This is a genomic window from Janibacter cremeus (assembly GCF_029395675.1).
In the GTDB taxonomy this organism is placed as follows: domain Bacteria; phylum Actinomycetota; class Actinomycetes; order Actinomycetales; family Dermatophilaceae; genus Janibacter; species Janibacter cremeus_A.
This window is the reverse complement of the sequence record NZ_CP115184.1, coordinates 2,584,634-2,600,526: the sequence shown is the minus strand read 5'-3', so window position 1 is coordinate 2,600,526 and position 15,893 is coordinate 2,584,634. Positions and strand designations below refer to the sequence as shown.

The 15,893-nt window shown below is 71.7% G+C and carries 14 protein-coding genes; 7 read left to right on the top strand and 7 right to left on the bottom strand.

Going from position 1 to position 15,893, the window contains the following annotated elements; all coding sequences use genetic code 11:
* Positions 1-58 precede the first annotated feature (58 nt).
* The 4 genes from O9K63_RS12370 to O9K63_RS12355 all read left to right on the top strand — a co-directional run bounded on the left by O9K63_RS12370 (position 59) and on the right by O9K63_RS12355 (position 4,090).
* Positions 59-742, top strand: coding sequence for a protein jag (locus O9K63_RS12370; RefSeq protein WP_277238266.1), 684 nt, complete (start codon positions 59-61; stop codon positions 740-742).
* Between the two features lie 31 nt (positions 743-773).
* Positions 774-1,415, top strand: coding sequence for a 16S rRNA (guanine(527)-N(7))-methyltransferase RsmG (rsmG, locus tag O9K63_RS12365; protein WP_431190322.1), 642 nt, complete (start codon positions 774-776; stop codon positions 1,413-1,415).
* A gap of 435 nt (positions 1,416-1,850) precedes the next feature.
* Positions 1,851-2,963, top strand: coding sequence for a ParA family protein (locus O9K63_RS12360; protein ID WP_277238264.1), 1,113 nt, complete (start codon positions 1,851-1,853; stop codon positions 2,961-2,963).
* A complete protein-coding gene (locus O9K63_RS12355) occupies positions 2,960-4,090 on the top strand; it encodes a ParB/RepB/Spo0J family partition protein (RefSeq protein ID WP_277238263.1) in 1,131 nt (376 codons plus the stop codon). The genes O9K63_RS12360 and O9K63_RS12355 overlap by 4 nt, the downstream gene beginning before the upstream one ends.
* A gap of 213 nt (positions 4,091-4,303) precedes the next feature.
* Here the strand turns inward: O9K63_RS12355 and trxA are convergent, their stop codons facing one another.
* The 7 genes from trxA to O9K63_RS12320 form a co-directional block, all read right to left on the bottom strand.
* Positions 4,304-4,627 carry a thioredoxin gene (gene trxA, locus O9K63_RS12350; RefSeq protein WP_277238261.1) on the bottom strand — a complete coding sequence of 108 codons (324 nt, stop codon included), beginning with the start codon at positions 4,625-4,627 and terminating at the stop codon, positions 4,304-4,306.
* 37 nt (positions 4,628-4,664) lie between these two features.
* Complete coding sequence (gene trxB, locus O9K63_RS12345; protein WP_277238259.1) at positions 4,665-5,687, bottom strand: thioredoxin-disulfide reductase; 1,023 nt, start codon at positions 5,685-5,687, stop codon at positions 4,665-4,667.
* Between the two features lie 123 nt (positions 5,688-5,810).
* Positions 5,811-6,563, bottom strand: a complete 753-nt coding sequence (locus O9K63_RS12340) for a hypothetical protein (protein ID WP_277238258.1) — start codon at positions 6,561-6,563, stop codon at positions 5,811-5,813.
* Positions 6,564-6,723: 160 nt separating this feature from the next.
* Positions 6,724-8,697, bottom strand: coding sequence for a hypothetical protein (locus O9K63_RS12335; protein WP_277238257.1), 1,974 nt, complete (start codon positions 8,695-8,697; stop codon positions 6,724-6,726).
* 91 nt (positions 8,698-8,788) lie between these two features.
* Positions 8,789-10,480, bottom strand: coding sequence for a murein biosynthesis integral membrane protein MurJ (gene murJ / locus O9K63_RS12330; protein ID WP_277238255.1), 1,692 nt, complete (start codon positions 10,478-10,480; stop codon positions 8,789-8,791).
* Positions 10,477-12,480, bottom strand: a complete 2,004-nt coding sequence (locus O9K63_RS12325) for a DUF6049 family protein (RefSeq protein WP_277238253.1) — start codon at positions 12,478-12,480, stop codon at positions 10,477-10,479. The genes murJ and O9K63_RS12325 overlap by 4 nt, the downstream gene beginning before the upstream one ends.
* A gap of 17 nt (positions 12,481-12,497) precedes the next feature.
* Positions 12,498-12,980 (bottom strand): NUDIX hydrolase, encoded by a 483-nt coding sequence (locus tag O9K63_RS12320; RefSeq protein ID WP_277238251.1) that lies wholly within the window; start codon positions 12,978-12,980, stop codon positions 12,498-12,500.
* Between the two features lie 75 nt (positions 12,981-13,055).
* Between O9K63_RS12320 and O9K63_RS12315 the strand changes: the two genes are divergently transcribed.
* From O9K63_RS12315 to O9K63_RS12305, 3 genes are all read left to right on the top strand, one after another.
* A complete protein-coding gene (locus tag O9K63_RS12315) occupies positions 13,056-14,552 on the top strand; it encodes a CCA tRNA nucleotidyltransferase (RefSeq protein ID WP_277238249.1) in 1,497 nt (498 codons plus the stop codon).
* An 85-nt stretch (positions 14,553-14,637) separates the two neighbouring features.
* Positions 14,638-15,114 (top strand): hypothetical protein, encoded by a 477-nt coding sequence (locus tag O9K63_RS12310; RefSeq protein WP_277238247.1) that lies wholly within the window; start codon positions 14,638-14,640, stop codon positions 15,112-15,114.
* The gene (locus O9K63_RS12305) at positions 15,111-15,887 is read left to right on the top strand and encodes a PP2C family protein-serine/threonine phosphatase (protein ID WP_277238245.1); all 777 of its coding nucleotides are present in this window, start codon (positions 15,111-15,113) and stop codon (positions 15,885-15,887) included. Before O9K63_RS12310 ends, O9K63_RS12305 begins: the two co-directional genes overlap by 4 nt.
* The last annotated feature ends 6 nt before the right edge of the window (positions 15,888-15,893 follow it).

The following is a 15,893-nucleotide window of genomic DNA, read 5'->3' as shown; positions in this document are numbered from 1 at the left end:
GGTCGTGACCCGGCGACCCGCCGGGACCGTCCGCCCGCACCACGCAGCAGGAGAGACCATGAGCGAGAAGAGCACGCCCGTCGGGGAGCCGACCACCGACGAGTCGGACCAGAACGAGGCCGTCGGAACCCAGGAGCAGACGGGCACGGAGGACGCAGCCGCGTCGGCCCCGGCCAGGGGCGGGAACCGTCGCCGACAGCTCGAGCGCGAGGGTGAGGTCGCGGCCGACTTCCTCGAGACCCTCCTCGACATCGCCGACCTCGACGGCGACATCGACCTCGACATCGATGGGGACCGGGCCGCCGTGGCGGTCGTGGACTCCGACGAGGGCCGCGTTCCGCGCCGCCTCGTCGGGCAGGACGGGAAGGTGCTGGAGGCACTCCAGGAGCTGACGCGGCTGGCGGTCCAGTCCGCCACCGGTGACCGCAGCCGTCTCATGCTCGACGTCGCCGGGCACCGGGCTGCCCGACGGGCCGAGCTGGTAGAGGTGGCGCGTGCCGCGATCGCGTCGGTCAAGGAGAGCGGCGAGTCCTACGACCTGGAGCCGATGACCGCCTTCGAGCGCAAGGTCGTCCACGACGAGGTGCTCGCCGGTGGCCTCGTCTCCGACTCGTCCGGGACGGAGCCGCGCCGCTTCGTCGTCGTACATCCCGCCGAGGCCGACGAGGCGGCGGACGAGTCCGGGACCGCGGACGACACCAGCGGCACGGATGCCGACGAGGGGTCGTCGGACCCGGCGTGACCACGCTCGTTTCACGTGAAACGCTGGAGCCATGACGACTGACGCTCCTTCAGCCACGGAAGGCGCTCACCGGTTCTTCGGTGAGCGCCTTCCGCACGCCGAGGCGTTTGCCGCGGTGCTCGCGGACACCGGTGTGAGCCATGGCCTCATCGGTCCGCGCGAGGTACCGATCCTCTGGGACCGCCACATCCTCAACTGCGCCGTCATCGAGGACGCCTTCGCCGAGGGGGCCCGCCTCATCGACGTGGGGTCCGGCGCCGGACTGCCCGGGATTGCCCTGGCCATCGCGCGGCCCGACCTGGAAGTGCACCTGGTGGAGCCCATGCAGCGCAGGACGGACTGGCTCGAGTCGACGGTCGCCGAGATCGGACCCGACAACGTGACGGTGCACCGCGGGCGCGCCGAGGAGTTCCATGGGCGGCTGTCGGCCCCCTACGTGACGGCCCGCGCCGTCGCGCGTCTGGACAAGCTGGCCCGGTGGTGCTTCCCCCTCGTCGAGCAGGACGGCCAGCTCGTGGCACTCAAGGGTCGATCGGTCGAGGACGAGCTGACGGCGACGACGAAGGCCCTGCGCAAGGAGGGCCTGGTTCGCGCCGAGGTGACCTCCCACGGGGAGGACGTGCTCGAGACGCCCACCCTGACGGTCATCTGCCACGTCCGCCACCGACGGTGACGTTTCACGTGAAACGCTGCACCCCGGTCGGCGAGCGCCACCACACCGGACGCAGGCATGTGCCACCCCCCATGCACGACGCCCCCACCCCGGGCCGGCGTGGATGTACGCCGGCATCACCATCACGCGACGTCCGTTTCACGTGGAACGCCACCAATGCCAGCCGGAGCACCGCGCTGCCTTCGCGGATGTCGACCCGGGGGACGACGCGGCCCCCGGGGACCTGGCGCGTCCCGGGCTGCGCGTCACCGACACCGTGATGGACGCTCGGTCGACCCATTGGATGTTTCACGTGGAACGGGTCGTGGGACATGAACGTCGCGGTACGCACGGGCGTCGTCACCGACGACTGCACGAGAGTTGGGCGCCATTTGGCGTGTCGTCCTCGGGTGGGGTTGTATGGCGGGGCTCCCAGCCTTCAGGAGGAATGACTCGGTGACCAGCGAACGATCCGTCGTCACGGGTATCGGATGGCCCGCACTGCCCGCACCGGCGAGGTCCGCACCCATCGGGTGGCTGACCGGTCGCTCCGAGCAGGTCCAGCCCACGACCGACGCGCCGGCCGCGCCCGCCGGCGACGACGACCTCACGGGACAACCCACGAGCCCGGTGCCGGAGGTACCTGTGACCGCTTCGACAGACCGTCCCGAGACCACGTCGACGACGGGCACCACGCAGGAGGCGGACGAGCGGGCGGAGCATCCGGCGTCGAGTGGGCCCACGTTGCCGCGCCCCGCGCAGCCGCGGGTGATCACCGTGTCGAACCAGAAGGGCGGTGTCGGCAAGACGACGAGCGCGGTCAACCTCGCGGCAGCGCTCGCCCAGAACGGTCTGCGCGTCCTGCTCATCGACACCGACCCCCAGGGCAACGCGAGCACCGCGCTGAACATCGCCCACCACGCGGAGATCCCGAGTGTCTACGACGTCCTCGTCGACGGCGCACCGATCCGCGAGATCATGCGGCCCTGCCCGGACGTGGACAACCTCTGGTGCGTGCCGGCGACCATCGACCTCGCGGGTGCCGAGATCGAGCTCGTGTCGCTGGTGGCCCGGGAGAGCAGGATGGCCAAGGCCGTCGCCGGTCTGCAGGAGGACCTCGCCGCCGCCGGCGAGCCGCCGCTGGACTATGTCCTCATCGACTGCCCTCCCAGCCTGGGCCTGCTCACCGTCAACGCCTTCGTGGCCGCCCAGGAGGTCCTCATCCCGATCCAGTGCGAGTACTACGCACTCGAGGGACTGAGCCAGCTGCTCAACAACATCTCGCTCATCCAGACCCACCTGAACCAGGGCCTGCACGTCTCGACCATCTTGCTGACCATGTACGACGCGCGTACCCGACTGTCCTCCCAGGTCGCACAGGAGGTCCGCGAGCACTTCCCGGACCAGGTCCTCGAGGCGACCATCCCCCGATCGGTCCGGGTGTCCGAGGCGCCGAGCTTCGGCCAGACCGTCATCACGTACGACCCGCAGAGCACCGGCGCCCGGTGCTACCAGGAGGCCGCGGCGGAGATCGCCCACCGCGGCGCAGCCACGAAGGACGATGCATGAGCGAGAAGCGACGCGGCCTCGGCCGGGGGCTGGGTGCCCTCATCCCCGACTCGACGGCGGCCGGCCGACCCGTGACCGAACGTCCGGTCGATGTCTGGTTCCGGGACCAGGAGCGCCCCGCCGTCCCGCACACCGCTGCGGGGATGCTCGCCGAGACACCAGTGGGCGACTCCGCCGGGGAGGGCGACGAGGTCCCCACTCCGGATGTGGACGTCGCGGCCCGCTCCGACGGCGCGGACGTGTCCGAGGGAGCACGAGAGGCCGACGAGCCGGTGGAGGCGCAGGACGAGGCCGGCCTGGCTCCGGTGCCCGGGGCCACCTACGGCGAGGTCCCGGTGGCGGCCATCCGGGCGAACCCGCGGCAACCACGCACCGTCTTCGACGAGGACGACATGGCCGAGCTCGTCCAATCCATCGAGCAGATCGGGGTCCTGCAGCCGATCGTCGTGCGGCGCGTCGAGCCCGAGGACGGCGTCGAGTTCGAGCTCATCATGGGCGAGCGGCGCTGGCGCGCCAGTCGTGAGGCGGATCGCGAGACGATCCCGGCCATCGTGCGCACGACCGACGACGAGGACCTGCTGCGCGACGCGCTGCTGGAGAACCTCCACCGCAGCAACCTCAACCCCCTCGAGGAGGCGGCGGCCTACCGCCAGCTGCTCGATGACTTCGGCTGCAGCCAGGAGGAGCTGTCCAAGCGGATCGGCCGCAGCCGCCCGCAGATCTCCAACACCCTTCGGCTGCTGCGCCTGCCACCCGTGGTGGCTCGGCGGGTCGCCGCGGGAGTGCTCAGTGCGGGCCACGCCCGCGCGCTGCTCACCCTCGAGGACGGCAGCCAGATGGAGCACCTGGCCCAGCGGATCGTCGCCGAAGGGCTGTCGGTCCGCACCGTCGAGGAGATCGTGGCGCTCGGCGTGGAGCCCGAGTCCCCCGCACGGAGCACCTCGCGCGCTGGTCAGGAGCGCGACGCCCAGCTCGACGACCTCGCAGGCCGGATCAGCGACCGGCTCGACACCCGGGTCAAGATCGACCTCGGCAAGCGCAAGGGCCGGATGACCATCGAGTTCGCCTCCCGCGAGGACTTGCACCGTGTCCTCGGCCAGATGGGTGTCGACGCCACCGAGGACTGAGTGCGCGCCTGGCCCGGACATCGGGTGAGCCGGCACAGCATCGTTGCCCCCTGATCCACGGACCGGGGGTACGGCAAAGGTGCCAAGGTTCGTGTGGAGCGCCCCGACTCAGGGCCTGAGCTTGCGAAGGCCCAAGGGGCGCCCCCATGCGAACCTTGGCACCAGGTGCCAAGACTGCAGCAGAACGTTAATACGGTTCTGCCACAACGGAACTCAGCCGACGAACGGCTCCAGCTCCTTGACCAGCTTCGGCTTCGGCATGGCGCCGACGAGGGTCTTGACGACCTCGCCGCCCTGGAAGACGTGCATGGTCGGGATCGACGTGATGCCGTAGCGGGCGGTGATCTGCGGGTTGGCGTCGGTGTCGAGCTTGACGATCTTCAGCTTGCCGTCGTACTCACCGGACAGCTCCTCCAGGACCGGGGCGACGGCGCGGCACGGGCCGCACCAGGTCGCCCAGAAGTCCACGAGGACGGGGGTGTCGCTCTTGAGGACGTCCTGGTCGAAGGTGGCGTCGGTGGTCGGTGTGGTGGCCATGCGAAATCTTCCTCTCGGTGGTGCGTGGTTCTGGGGTTCAGCGGGCGCCGACGGTGCCGGCGACCGGGTTCTCCTGGGAGATGAGTGCCTGGTCCTCGGCCGGTGCGGCGGCCTCCTCGCGAGCGGCGAGCCACCGCTCCGCATCCAGGGCGGCGGAGCATCCGGTACCGGCAGCGGTGATCGCCTGCCGGTAGGTGTGGTCGACGAGGTCGCCGGCGGCGAAGACCCCTTCGACGTTGGTACGCGTCGAGCGGCCCTCGACGAGGACGTAGCCCTCGTCGTCGAGGTCGACGACACCCTTGATCAGCTCGTTGCGCGGGTCGTGCCCGATCGCGACGAAGAGGCCGGTGGCCTCGATCTCGCGGGTCTCACCGGTGATGGTGTCGCGCAGTGTCAGTCCGGACACCTTGTCCTCGCCGTGGATGGCCAGGACCTCGGAGTTCCAGGCGAAGGAGATCTTCTCGTTGGCGTGGGCGCGGTCAGCCATGATCTTGCTGGCCCGCAGCTCGTCGCGACGGTGCACGATGGTCACCGACCGGGCGAACTTGGTCAGGAAGGTCGCCTCCTCGACGGCGGAGTCGCCCCCACCGACGACGACGATGTCCTGGTCGCGGAAGAAGAAGCCGTCACACGTGGCGCACCAGCTCACCCCGTGGCCGGACAGGCGCTTCTCGTCCTCGAGGCCGAGCTCGCGGTAGGCCGAGCCCATCGCGAGGATGACCGAGTGGGCACGGTGCTCGTTGCCCTCGCCGTCGGTGACGACCTTGACCTCACCCTCGAGCGAGACCGCGGTGACGTCGTCCGTGACGATCTCCGCACCGAAGCGGACCGCCTGGGCGCGCATGTTGAGCATGAGGTCCGGGCCCATGATGCCGTCGGTGAAGCCGGGGAAGTTCTCGACATCGGTGGTGTTCATCAGGGCGCCACCGGCAGTGACGGAGCCCTCGAACATCAGCGGCTCGAGGTTCGCACGGGCGGCGTAGACGGCAGCCGTGTAACCGGCCGGCCCGGACCCGATGATGATGACATTGCGGACGGAGGAGGTGTTGGCGTCGGCCACGGAATCGTTCCTTGTGAGGTCGGTGGTGGTGCCGGAGCGGTGCGATCCCGTCCCGGCGAGGTCTGCCAGTGACAACGTCATCGTAGATCTCGTCTGTTCCCACCCCCGGGCCGCGGCCGCGGATCACTCCTCGCGAATGGGGAAGGACTCCTTCCAGATCGGCTCGCAGCCGGTCGTCACCGCCCAGGCCCGGACCTTGCCCTCGGGCGCCTCCTCGGCCAGGAGCAGGAGCCCGTCCTCACCGTCGAAGGTGGCGACGTCGAGGACGATTGGCTGCAGCTCCGGCTGTCCCAGGCGGGCGAGGCAGTCGCTGGCCGCCGCGGCGGTGTCCATGCCATCGAGCACGCTCGCGTCCTTCAGGTCGGGGGCGCCGAGTGGGTCGGCCTCGAGGTCCGCCGCCTGCTCCTGCAGGTTCGCGCGTGAGTAGTCGATCTCGGTGTGCGTGATCGCGAAGGCAGGGACCTGCGAGGGCGTGCCGGACGACCCGGAGCCGTCGGAGGAGGAGGGGGAGTCGCCCCCTTCGCCCACGGCAGCGCTGGTGCCGGGACCGCCGGGGGACCCGTCCGACTGGTCGGACTCGTCCGAGCCGAGGACGAGGATGCCTCCGACACCGAGGGCGAGGACTGCGGCGACCGCGATGCCCAGCACCCAGCGCCCAGCCGGGTTGGAGCGCCGCGCCGGCCGGCGCTCGTCGGAGTCCATCTCCGACCAGAAGGCGCCGTCCTCCCGGGTGCCCTGGCTCGGGCCCCCGCGGGCACCCTGCTCCTGCTCCAGACGTGCTCGGATGCGGTCGCTGAGGTCGTCGGGCATTGGTCCGCTCTCCTTGAGTCCGGCAAGCAGGTGGCTCATCCCGGTGGGATCCCGGTCGTCGGTCATGGCCACCTCCTTCGTCACATGATGGCCGTTGTGTCTGACGTCGTGGACTGCTCTGGGGTTCCCGTCGCGGCGAACCCGCTCTGCCCGAGCATGGCAGCAATCCCTGCGCGACCCGCTGCCGAGACGGAGCAGTCACCGGCGCACGAGGGCCCCGTGCGTGTCACCTGATGGTGATCTCGCCCAACGACGCCCGATAGCGGCCCTCACCGTCGGGGACCAGGGAGGTGAACCACACGGTGACGTACCTGGCCGGGACCGGGTCGGAGGCCTCGAGGGTCACCTCGCCGGTGCGGCCGTCGGTCGTGCCGATCTCGGTGCCGGAGCTGGCCGGTGCATCACCTGCGTAGACGGTGGCGTCGGCGCTCGTGGGGAGGGCCAACGTCACGGTGCTGATCTCCTGGCTCTGGCCGAGGTCGACCGTGACACCGACGCCGGCCTTGGCCCCACCGAAGTCCAGTGTCTCGTAGCCCTCGGTGGTCCAGATGGTGTCGGGGTCACCGTCGTAGACCCGCGCGGCCTCGGCATTGTGCTCCACACCGTCCCCGGAGGGGTCGTACCCCGCCGCGTTGATCACGCCGATGGGTTCGTCGTTCGCGTCCGCGCCCGACGACTCCGGTGACGCAGAACCCGAGGGCTCCTCGGTGGGGGCCGCCTGCCCGGGTGTGCTCCCGTCACCGGCGAAGATCTCGCCCAGCTCGCTGCCATCACCGATCTGCGCGGTGCCGATCGCCCCGAAGACGCACGCGACGGCGACGAAGGCGGCCACGATCACCAGGACGAGGTTGGACTGCGCGCGGGTGGGCGTCCGGCCGGCGTCGGCGGGCAGCAGCGGCGCAGGAGGCTCGATCTCGGCGGACACGGGGGCCGCGCCGAGGGAGGAGTGCCTGCTGCGGTCCTCACGCATGGCCTCGCGCCGGGCGCGCGTCTCGTGCAGTCTCTCCCGCGAGCGCTCCGCGGCGGTCTTCGACGCCTTGCCGAGGCGGTCGCCGATGACCTTCGCCCCCGTACCGACCGCACCGGCCGCCGCGGCGGCGGTGGTCGCGGCCCGACCGCTCCCCTGGGTCTCCCCCGTGGTGTGCCGGCCGTCGTCGGTGTGGTCGGCCTCGGCGGGGCCCGTGTCCTCGCGGTACCGGGGGATCTCGTTGGTGTCGGCGTCGTCGTCCTCGTCGGTGGCGGCCGTGCCGGAGGGCGCCTCGCCCGCTCCGCCGGCCGTGGTGGCTCCCGTGACCGCTGCGGCTGCTCCCGTCGTCCCGGCGGCTGCTGCACCGACGGCCGGGGACGTCGAGGGTGAGTCGGGGCCCGTGCCGTCAGCGGGCTCGGCCTCGCGGCCCTGGTCGTCGATGTCGGTGGCGGCGGCACGGGTGTCCGGGGTGGTGCGCACCGCGCCGGCCAGCGGGATGCGCGACCACGGGGCCACCTGGGCGGCGTAGTCGCCCGGCGAGTCGGGGCCTGCGTCCTCGCCGAGGGTCTCGCGGCAGATCGTGTCGAGATCACCGGGGACACCGACGGCGATCCGGGACGGGGGCAGCGGCCCGTGGTCGCCACGACGGGCGGCGGGCACGACCGACGGTGTCTCGAGGGGCCATGTGGCGGTCAGACCGGCGTAGGCGAGGGCGACGACACCGGTGGCGTCGTCACGGTCGGCGTCCTCACCCTCGGTCTCGATACCGGCGAGGGCGGCCGTGGTGGCCAGGCCGCGGACCTTGATGCGCCCGTCCGGCGTCAGCAGCACCGACTCGGGGGTCAGCACGAGGTGGTGCAGACCGCGCGTGCGCGCGGCCTCCAGCCCGGTGGCGACCTCACCGGTGATCCGGCGGACCTCCTCGGCGGGCACGCCCTTCGTGCCGATCAGCGTGGCGAAGGGGAGCGGGTCGTCGATGCCCTCCTCGCAGACGTAGGCGAGCGGCCCCTCGCTCCCGACGTCGAGGATGCGCACGAGCTGGGCGCTCTCGATCCCGGCCGCCCGGCGGGCGGCGTCGAGCGCTGCGGCGGTCCGCGTCTCGTCGGCGGGCATGACCAGGAGGACCACGTCGCGATCGAGCGTGGTGTCGCGCGCGGTCCACCGCTCGCCGCCGGAGACCGTCTCGATCTGCGCGTCGAGCGTGTAGCGACCGAGTTCGGTCCCCGGGTTCACCCCGTGCACGGTGTCCCTCTCGTCGATGATCTGGCCTGCCGCGCCATCCTAGATCCACATCGGTCCGGACTCCGGGAGCCGCCCGGGCGCGTCAGCCGCGGACGAGGCGCCGGGTCAGCGGCTGAAGGACCTCGGTGACCTCGCGCACCCGCAGTCTGGCGGCCACGGCGAGCGTGACGACGAGGACGAGCGAACCGACGACGAGGCAGATGATGAGCGAGCCCAACCAGGTCTCGGCGGCGACCGGTCCGGTCAGCAGCTGCAGAACCCCCCAGCCGGCGGCGGTGGCGACACCGGTCGCGACGATCAGGCGCACGTTCTGCCGCACGACCCGGCCCAGCCGCAACCGCCCGAGGCGGCGTCGGAGCAGCCACAGCCCGATGAGGGCAGCGGCGAGGTTGGACAGGGTTTGGCCGGAACCGACCCAGGTGGCCACGTGCTCGGCGGGTCGCGTGCTGCCGATGAGGGTGACGGAGACCGCCACGAGCGTGACCACGACCTGGAGGGCGAAGGGGGTGCGCCCGTCCTCGTAGGCGTAGAAGGCGCGCTGGACGAGGAAGAACCAGCCGTAGGGCACGAGTCCGAGCATCATCGTCACGAGGACGCCGACCGAGGCATTCGTCGCGGCCCGGTCGGTGCCGGGCAGGATCGCGGCGAGGACGTAGGGGGCGAGCAGGACGACCACGGCCGTCGCCGGTATGAGCAGGACGGCGGGCATGGTCATGCCCCTGCGCAGATCGGCGGTCACGGCCGCCGTGTCGCGGTCGTGGGCCGCGTGGGACAGGCGGGTGAACAGCGCCGTGACCAGCGAGACGGTCACGAGGCCGTGCGGGAGCATGAAGAGCAGGTATGCATTGGCGTACGCGGTCAGGCCCGCGCCCTCGATACCGGCCTCGGTGGCGCGCTTGGTCGCGTCGGTGAGCACGCGGGAGTTGACGAAGTACCCGAGCTGACCGACGGAGACCGCGGCGAAGGCCCACGTGGCCATGCGGGAGGCGGAGCCCAGGCCGCTGCCACGGATACCCCAGACGGGACGGAACCGCAGACCGGTGGCACGCAGCGGGGGGATGAGCACGAGCGCCTGCAGGGCGATGCCGAGGGTCGCCGACCCACCGAGGACCCCGATCATCATCGGCGACCACTCCGAGATGGGTGCCTTGAGCCGGACACCGGTCAGGAGGAACCACGACAGGCCCGCGATGGCGACGACGTTGGCGAGCGCAGGGGCCCACATGAACATGCCGAAGCGGTTGTGCGCCGTGAGCACCTGGCCCAGCAGCGTGTAGAGGCCGTAGAAGAAGACCTGGGGCAGGCAGATCACGGCGAAGGCGGTCGCCAGCCCGCGAGCCTCCCCGTCCCAGCTGCTCGAGACGACGAGCGACACGAGGAGCGGGGCGGCGAGGGTGAGGACGAGGGTCACGCCGGCGAGGACGGTCACCGCGAGGGTCAGCAGCCGATTGATGTAGACGACGCCGCCGTCCTCGTGCCGCAGCGCCTTGGTGATCTGCGGGACGATCACCGCGTTGAGGACTCCGCCGGCCAGGAGCAGGTGGAAGATGTTGGGCAGGGTGTTCGCGGCGTTCCACGCGTCGGAGGGCATGAGGTTCAGCCCGACCACGGCGATGGTCATGGTGTTGCGGGCCAGGCCGAGGATGCGGGAGGCGAGGCTGCCGGCCGCCATGATCGCGCTGGAGCGCATGATCGAGGGAGCCTCCACCTTCGTCCCCGGGGTCACGTCCTCGCTGTCGCGGTCGGGCGTGGGGGAGCTGGGCGGCTCGCTCATGCACTGTCCTCGCTCACGGTCGGCGTCCTCCGACGGCGAAGGGTACGCCAGGTGCCCGCACCGAGGAGGGCGACGGCGAGACCCGCGATGATCCAGTAGACGGCCTCACCGGTGGGCCGCATCCGCACCGTCAGGGTGGCCTGGTCGGTCAGCGCCTGCCCGTCAGGGGTCGTGACGACGACGTGCACAGGGGTCTGCCCGGCGGCCAGTGCGGTGGCCTGCACGGTGACCTTCTGCCGTCCGTCCGGGCCGATGGTCAGGAGCTTGGACGGCTCCTGGATGCGGAAGGAGGGGGTCTGCGACTCGACCCTGACGTCGAGGTTGTTCAGCTCGACGTCCGTCCGGTTGACGATGGTGATCTGCAGCCGCCCGGTGTCGGCGAAGAAGTTGACCTCCCCGGAGGAGACGACGAGGTCGTCCCGGGTGAGGCTGACCTCCTCGCCGAGGTGGTCGTACAGGCCGTCGAAGGACGAGACGTCGGAGCGCCACCGGGACGAGGTCAGCTGGTCCAGGCCCGCACCGACCGTCTGCTTCCAGATCGGACCGTCGGAGCGGACGGAGGCGAAGGTCGACATGGACCGCCGGTACTCGACGATGCCGGCGGCCACCGTCGGGTCCAGCACGGGCGGCGCGATCTCCCCGGTGGCCCGCTCGATCTGCCGCGCAGTTCGTGGGACGGCGTCGCGGGGAGCGTCGTCGACCTGGGCGAGCATGTCCGCGAAGCTGCCCCGCTCGAGCCACGGGATCTCGTCCACGGCGCCACGCAGCTGCTCGTAGTCCTCGGGGGCGGTCTCGCTCTCGCGGTCCGGCACCACGAGCAGCGATCGGGGTGTGCCGGGGCGCTCGCCGAGGAGCACGGAGGTCTCTGCGACGAGGCGCTGCCGCGCGAGGGTCGCGGTCTCCGGGGAGGAGACCTCACCGGCGAGGGTGGAGAGGGAGTCGTCGGCGACGAGCAGCCCGGCCCCGTGGGTGGCGCGGGTCGCGCCGGTGGGGGTGAAATCACCGGGAGCGATGGCGGAGGTGTCGGTGAGCAGGGTCGGCGGCGTGGACCCCGGGTGGATCCGGCTGAGCGACGCGGCCCGGCGCTCGGTGACGACCCCGTCGCTGGGCCACTGGATGTCCCCGTGGGCGTCGCTGAGCAGGCCGGCGGATCGCACCCCCTCCTTCACCTGCGGGGCGACGAGGTCGGCGACGGCCTTCGACCCGGCGGCAGCTGCGACGTCGGCGTCCGCGAACGGCAGGACGATCGTGCGCTCGGGGTCGAGGGTCGAGCGGACCCGGCTCGCCCACTCGGACCGGATGTCCCGCTCGGCCGTCAGGGCCCGGCTGAGCTCCTGCCCGGTGTCCTCGGTCGGCTCCGGCGGGAGGGAGAGCAGGCTGGGATCAAGGATCCAGACCTCGTCCTCGGCCGGGGGCTCCTCGGTCATCTCCCACAGTCGTGAGTCCGGACCGACGGTGTCCTCCCACGCCTGCGTGCGGTCGGCGCCGGGCTCGCCGAAGAGCCCCTCCTCGGTCGGGAGCAGCAGCGGGACCCCCCAGACCACGTCCATGGGGACGTACTCCTTGCTCCGGTGCACTCCCATGAAGGTGTGCACCGCGCTCCGCGGCGTCTGCACGCTCACCCACGACGCACCCGCCGTCAGCCCGGGTGCGAGCTCGTCGGCGGTGACCTCGATGGTGAAGGCGGCGGACTCACCCGGCTCGAGGTCCTCGAGGGTGGCGGTGGCCCGGGGATCCTTGGCGATCGGATCGGTTCCATCGGCCCAGGCCGCGATGTCGTCGCGGTCGGCCGAGGCGGCTCGACCGACCAGCGAGACCTCCGGGGCGACGAGCGTCTCGTCGGTGGTGTTCGTCAGCTCGCCGTCGACCCGGCCGGCGCTCTCCCCCTCGACGACGGGGGTGATCGAGCTGATGGTCAGCTCGCTCTCGGTGGAGTCCTCCCCCGGGGACAGGGGTGTGGCGGCGGCCGAGGGCAGCAGGACCAGCATCGCGAGCAGCATCGCGATGCAGGTTGCCCTCAGGCGTCGCCGGCGAGCCGCTGCCACGCCTCCCTCGCGATGCGCCGTTCGTTGGGGAAGGTCAGGTGCCGGTGCGCCTCGCGCAGGGGGAGCCAGGCGACGTCGACGGCCTCGTGGTCGGGGTCGTTCTCGATCGTCAGGTGCCCACCGGTCGCCTCGAGGAGGTAGTGGTGGACGAACTTGTGGATCCGTCGGTCGGGGGTGGCGAACCAGTAGTCGATGGTGCCGAGCTCGACGAGCACCCGCGCCTCGATCCCGGTCTCCTCGGCGACCTCGCGGGCAGCGGTCTCCACGAGCGTCTCCCGGCCCTCGATGTGCCCCTTCGGCAGGCACCACTCGAGTCGGCCGGCACGGTTGCGCCGGGCGATGACGGCGATCCGGGCATCACCCTCGTGGACGTCGACGACGACCCCACCCGCACTGCGCTCCTCGACCGCGGGCAGACGCCGCTGCGATCCGGAGGCGGGGGCGGGGTGACTCATGTGGTCACTGTAGCCATCGCACCTGCATCGGGAGGGTGCCGGTGCGGGACGCCGAGCCACGTAGCCTAGGTCCCCATGTCCACCCCAGCTCTTCCGCCCGAGGTCCTGCGCGCCGCAGTGGCTCACCTGGCCCCGGTGATCCCGCTGCTGACCGAGCTCGGTACGGCATTTGCGAAGGGGGGACACGAGCTGGCCCTCGTCGGCGGCCCGGTCCGTGATGCCTTCCTCGGCCGCACGAGCGGGGACCTCGACTTCACCACCTCCGCGCCACCGGAGGACACCGAGCGGATCCTCGCTACGTGGGGCGATGCCACCTGGGACATGGGTCGGGAGTTCGGCACGATCGGGGCCCGCCGGGGCGACCTGGTCGTCGAGGTCACCACCTACCGCGCGGACGCCTACGACGGGGAGACCCGCAAGCCGGTCGTCGCCTTCGGCGACAACCTCGAGGACGACCTCGTCCGGCGCGACTTCACCGTCAACGCGATGGCGCTGCGCCTGCCCGGCCTCGAGCTCGTCGACCCGCACGGCGGCCTGCTCGACCTCGCGGCCGGGCGGCTGCGCACGCCCTCCACGCCCGAGGTCTCCTTCACCGACGACCCGCTCCGGATGATGCGCGCCGCCCGTTTCGTCTCCCAGCTCGGGCTCGTCCCCGCCCCCGAGGTCACGGCAGCCATGACCGAGGCCGCGGCGACCCTCGACATCGTCTCCGCGGAGCGGATCCGGGACGAGCTGATCAAGCTCGTCCTCGGTGCGGACCCGGTCGCCGGGCTGCGGGTGCTCGTCGACACCGGGCTGGCCGACCACATGCTCCCCGAGCTGCCCGCCCTGCGCCTGGAGATCGATGAGCACCACCGGCACAAGGACGTCTACGAGCACTCGCTCACGGTGCTGCAGCAGGCGATCGACCTGGAAGACACCGCGGACACCGAGGATGACGCCGACGCTGCGGACGCCGACCGCGACGCGGAGCGTGCCCACGCGGTGCCCCGCCCGGACCTCGTGCTGCGTCTGGCCGCCCTCTTCCACGACGTCGGCAAGCCGCGCACCCGGCGGTTCGAGCCGGGCGGCGGGGTCTCCTTCCACCACCACGACGTCGTCGGTGCGAAGCTGACCGCGAAGCGGATGAAGGCGCTGCGCTTCGACAAGGACACGACCAAGAAGGTCGCCCGTCTGGTTGAGCTGCACCTGCGCTTCCACGGGTACCGCGACGGCCAGTGGACCGACTCGGCCGTGCGGCGCTACATCACCGACGCGGGCCCCCTCCTGCAGCATCTGCACCGCCTGACCCGGGCGGACTGCACCACGCGCAACCAGCGCAAGGCCGCCCGTCTGGCCCGCGCCTACGACGACCTGGAGGAGCGGATCGAGCGCCTGCTGGAGCAGGAGGAGCTCGAGGCCGTGCGACCGGAGCTCGACGGCAACGAGATCGGTGCGGTCCTCGGGATCCCGCCCGGCCCCGAGATCGGGCAGGCCTACCGGTACCTGCTGCAGGTCCGCCTCGACGAGGGTCCGATCGGGAAGGACGCCGCCACCGATCGCCTGCGCACCTGGTGGGCCGAGCGCGGCTGAGCCCGCCACCCCGGCCCCGTGAAGTGGCAGGCTGGGGCGAGAGCCCGACCCCGGCCACCCCCTTCGTCCGCCCAGGAGAACACTCGTGCCGACCGTGACCTACCCGAGCCCCGTCGTGCCCGGGCCGCCTCGGATCCACCTCGAGATGCCCGAGGGCTGGATCCAGGTGTGGGCCCCGGACACCCTCGTCGCCCTCCGTGACGACGCGCAGGGGACCGACCACTTCCTCGCCAACCTCGTCGTGCGGCACTACCAGCGGCTGGCCCCGTTCGGCGCGGACGAGATCACGGCCGAGCTCGGGGAGTACGCCGGCCAGCGGCAGCGGGGGACGCTCGGCGCCCTGCGCAGCCGCGAGCTGGACGGTCGCGATGCCGTCGGGGCCGAGGTCTCCTTCGTCGACCCGCAGGCGGGCACGGTCGCGCAGACACACTGGTTCTCGACGCGGCAGCGCCGGGACGTCCTCGACGTCGTCCAGGTGACCGGTTCCTTCGCCGGCTCGCGCCGGGAGGCCGATGGCGCCGTCGTCGACCGCATCATCGACTCGATCCGCCTGGACCCGTGAGCACCCCGGGCGAGGTGGGCGGACGCCTACGGATCGGCAGCGCCACGGACACCGGTCGGGTCCGTGACCACAACGAGGACGCCGTCCTCGCGGAGGGCACGGTCTTCGTCGTCGCCGACGGGATGGGCGGGCACGCCGCCGGAGAGGTGGCCAGCGGGATCGTCGTCGAGACCCTGCGTGAGCTGGTGGGACGGGACGGACTCACCACCGAGGACGTCACCGGACAGGTCCTGCAGGCCAATGAGCGCATCCTGGCCTCCGTCGCGGCCCACCCCGAGCAGCGGGGGATGGGCACCACCGCGACCGGACTCGCCCTCGTCACCCACGAGGACCGTGCGCAGTGGGCGGTCTTCAACGTCGGCGACTCGCGGGCGTACCGGCTGCTGGGTGACGAGCTCACCCGGGTCACGGTCGACCACTCCGAGGTGCAGGAGCTCGTCGACGCGGGCATCATCACCGCCGCGGAGGCGCAGGTGCACCCGGCCCGCAATGTCGTCACCCGCTCCTTGGGCGCGCCGCTGGCGCACGATCCGGACCTCTGGGTGGTCCCGCTGACCCCGGGCGAGCGGTTCCTCGTGTGCAGCGACGGCCTGACGAACGAGGTCACCGACGAGCAGCTGCGTGACATGCTGCAGGCACACCCGGAGCCCCGCGACGCGGCCGATGCACTCGTCCGTGCTGCCGTGGCGGCCGGCGGCAGGGACAATGTGAGTGTCGTCGTGGTCGCCCTCGACGACGCGGACGTCGACCCGGGATCCACGGGCGATCGGTGACGAAGG

Coding starts and splice junctions, on each gene's coding strand:
- O9K63_RS12370 (WP_277238266.1), top strand. CDS start 59: ATGAGCGAGAAGAGCACGCCCGTCGGGGAGCCGACCACCGACGAGTCG.
- rsmG (WP_431190322.1), top strand. CDS start 774: ATGACGACTGACGCTCCTTCAGCCACGGAAGGCGCTCACCGGTTCTTC.
- O9K63_RS12355 (WP_277238263.1), top strand. CDS start 2,960: ATGAGCGAGAAGCGACGCGGCCTCGGCCGGGGGCTGGGTGCCCTCATC.
- trxA (WP_277238261.1), bottom strand. CDS start 4,627: ATGGCCACCACACCGACCACCGACGCCACCTTCGACCAGGACGTCCTC.
- O9K63_RS12340 (WP_277238258.1), bottom strand. CDS start 6,563: ATGACCGACGACCGGGATCCCACCGGGATGAGCCACCTGCTTGCCGGA.
- murJ (WP_277238255.1), bottom strand. CDS start 10,480: ATGAGCGAGCCGCCCAGCTCCCCCACGCCCGACCGCGACAGCGAGGAC.
- O9K63_RS12325 (WP_277238253.1), bottom strand. CDS start 12,480: ATGCTGCTCGCGATGCTGGTCCTGCTGCCCTCGGCCGCCGCCACACCC.
- O9K63_RS12320 (WP_277238251.1), bottom strand. CDS start 12,980: ATGAGTCACCCCGCCCCCGCCTCCGGATCGCAGCGGCGTCTGCCCGCG.
- O9K63_RS12315 (WP_277238249.1), top strand. CDS start 13,056: ATGTCCACCCCAGCTCTTCCGCCCGAGGTCCTGCGCGCCGCAGTGGCT.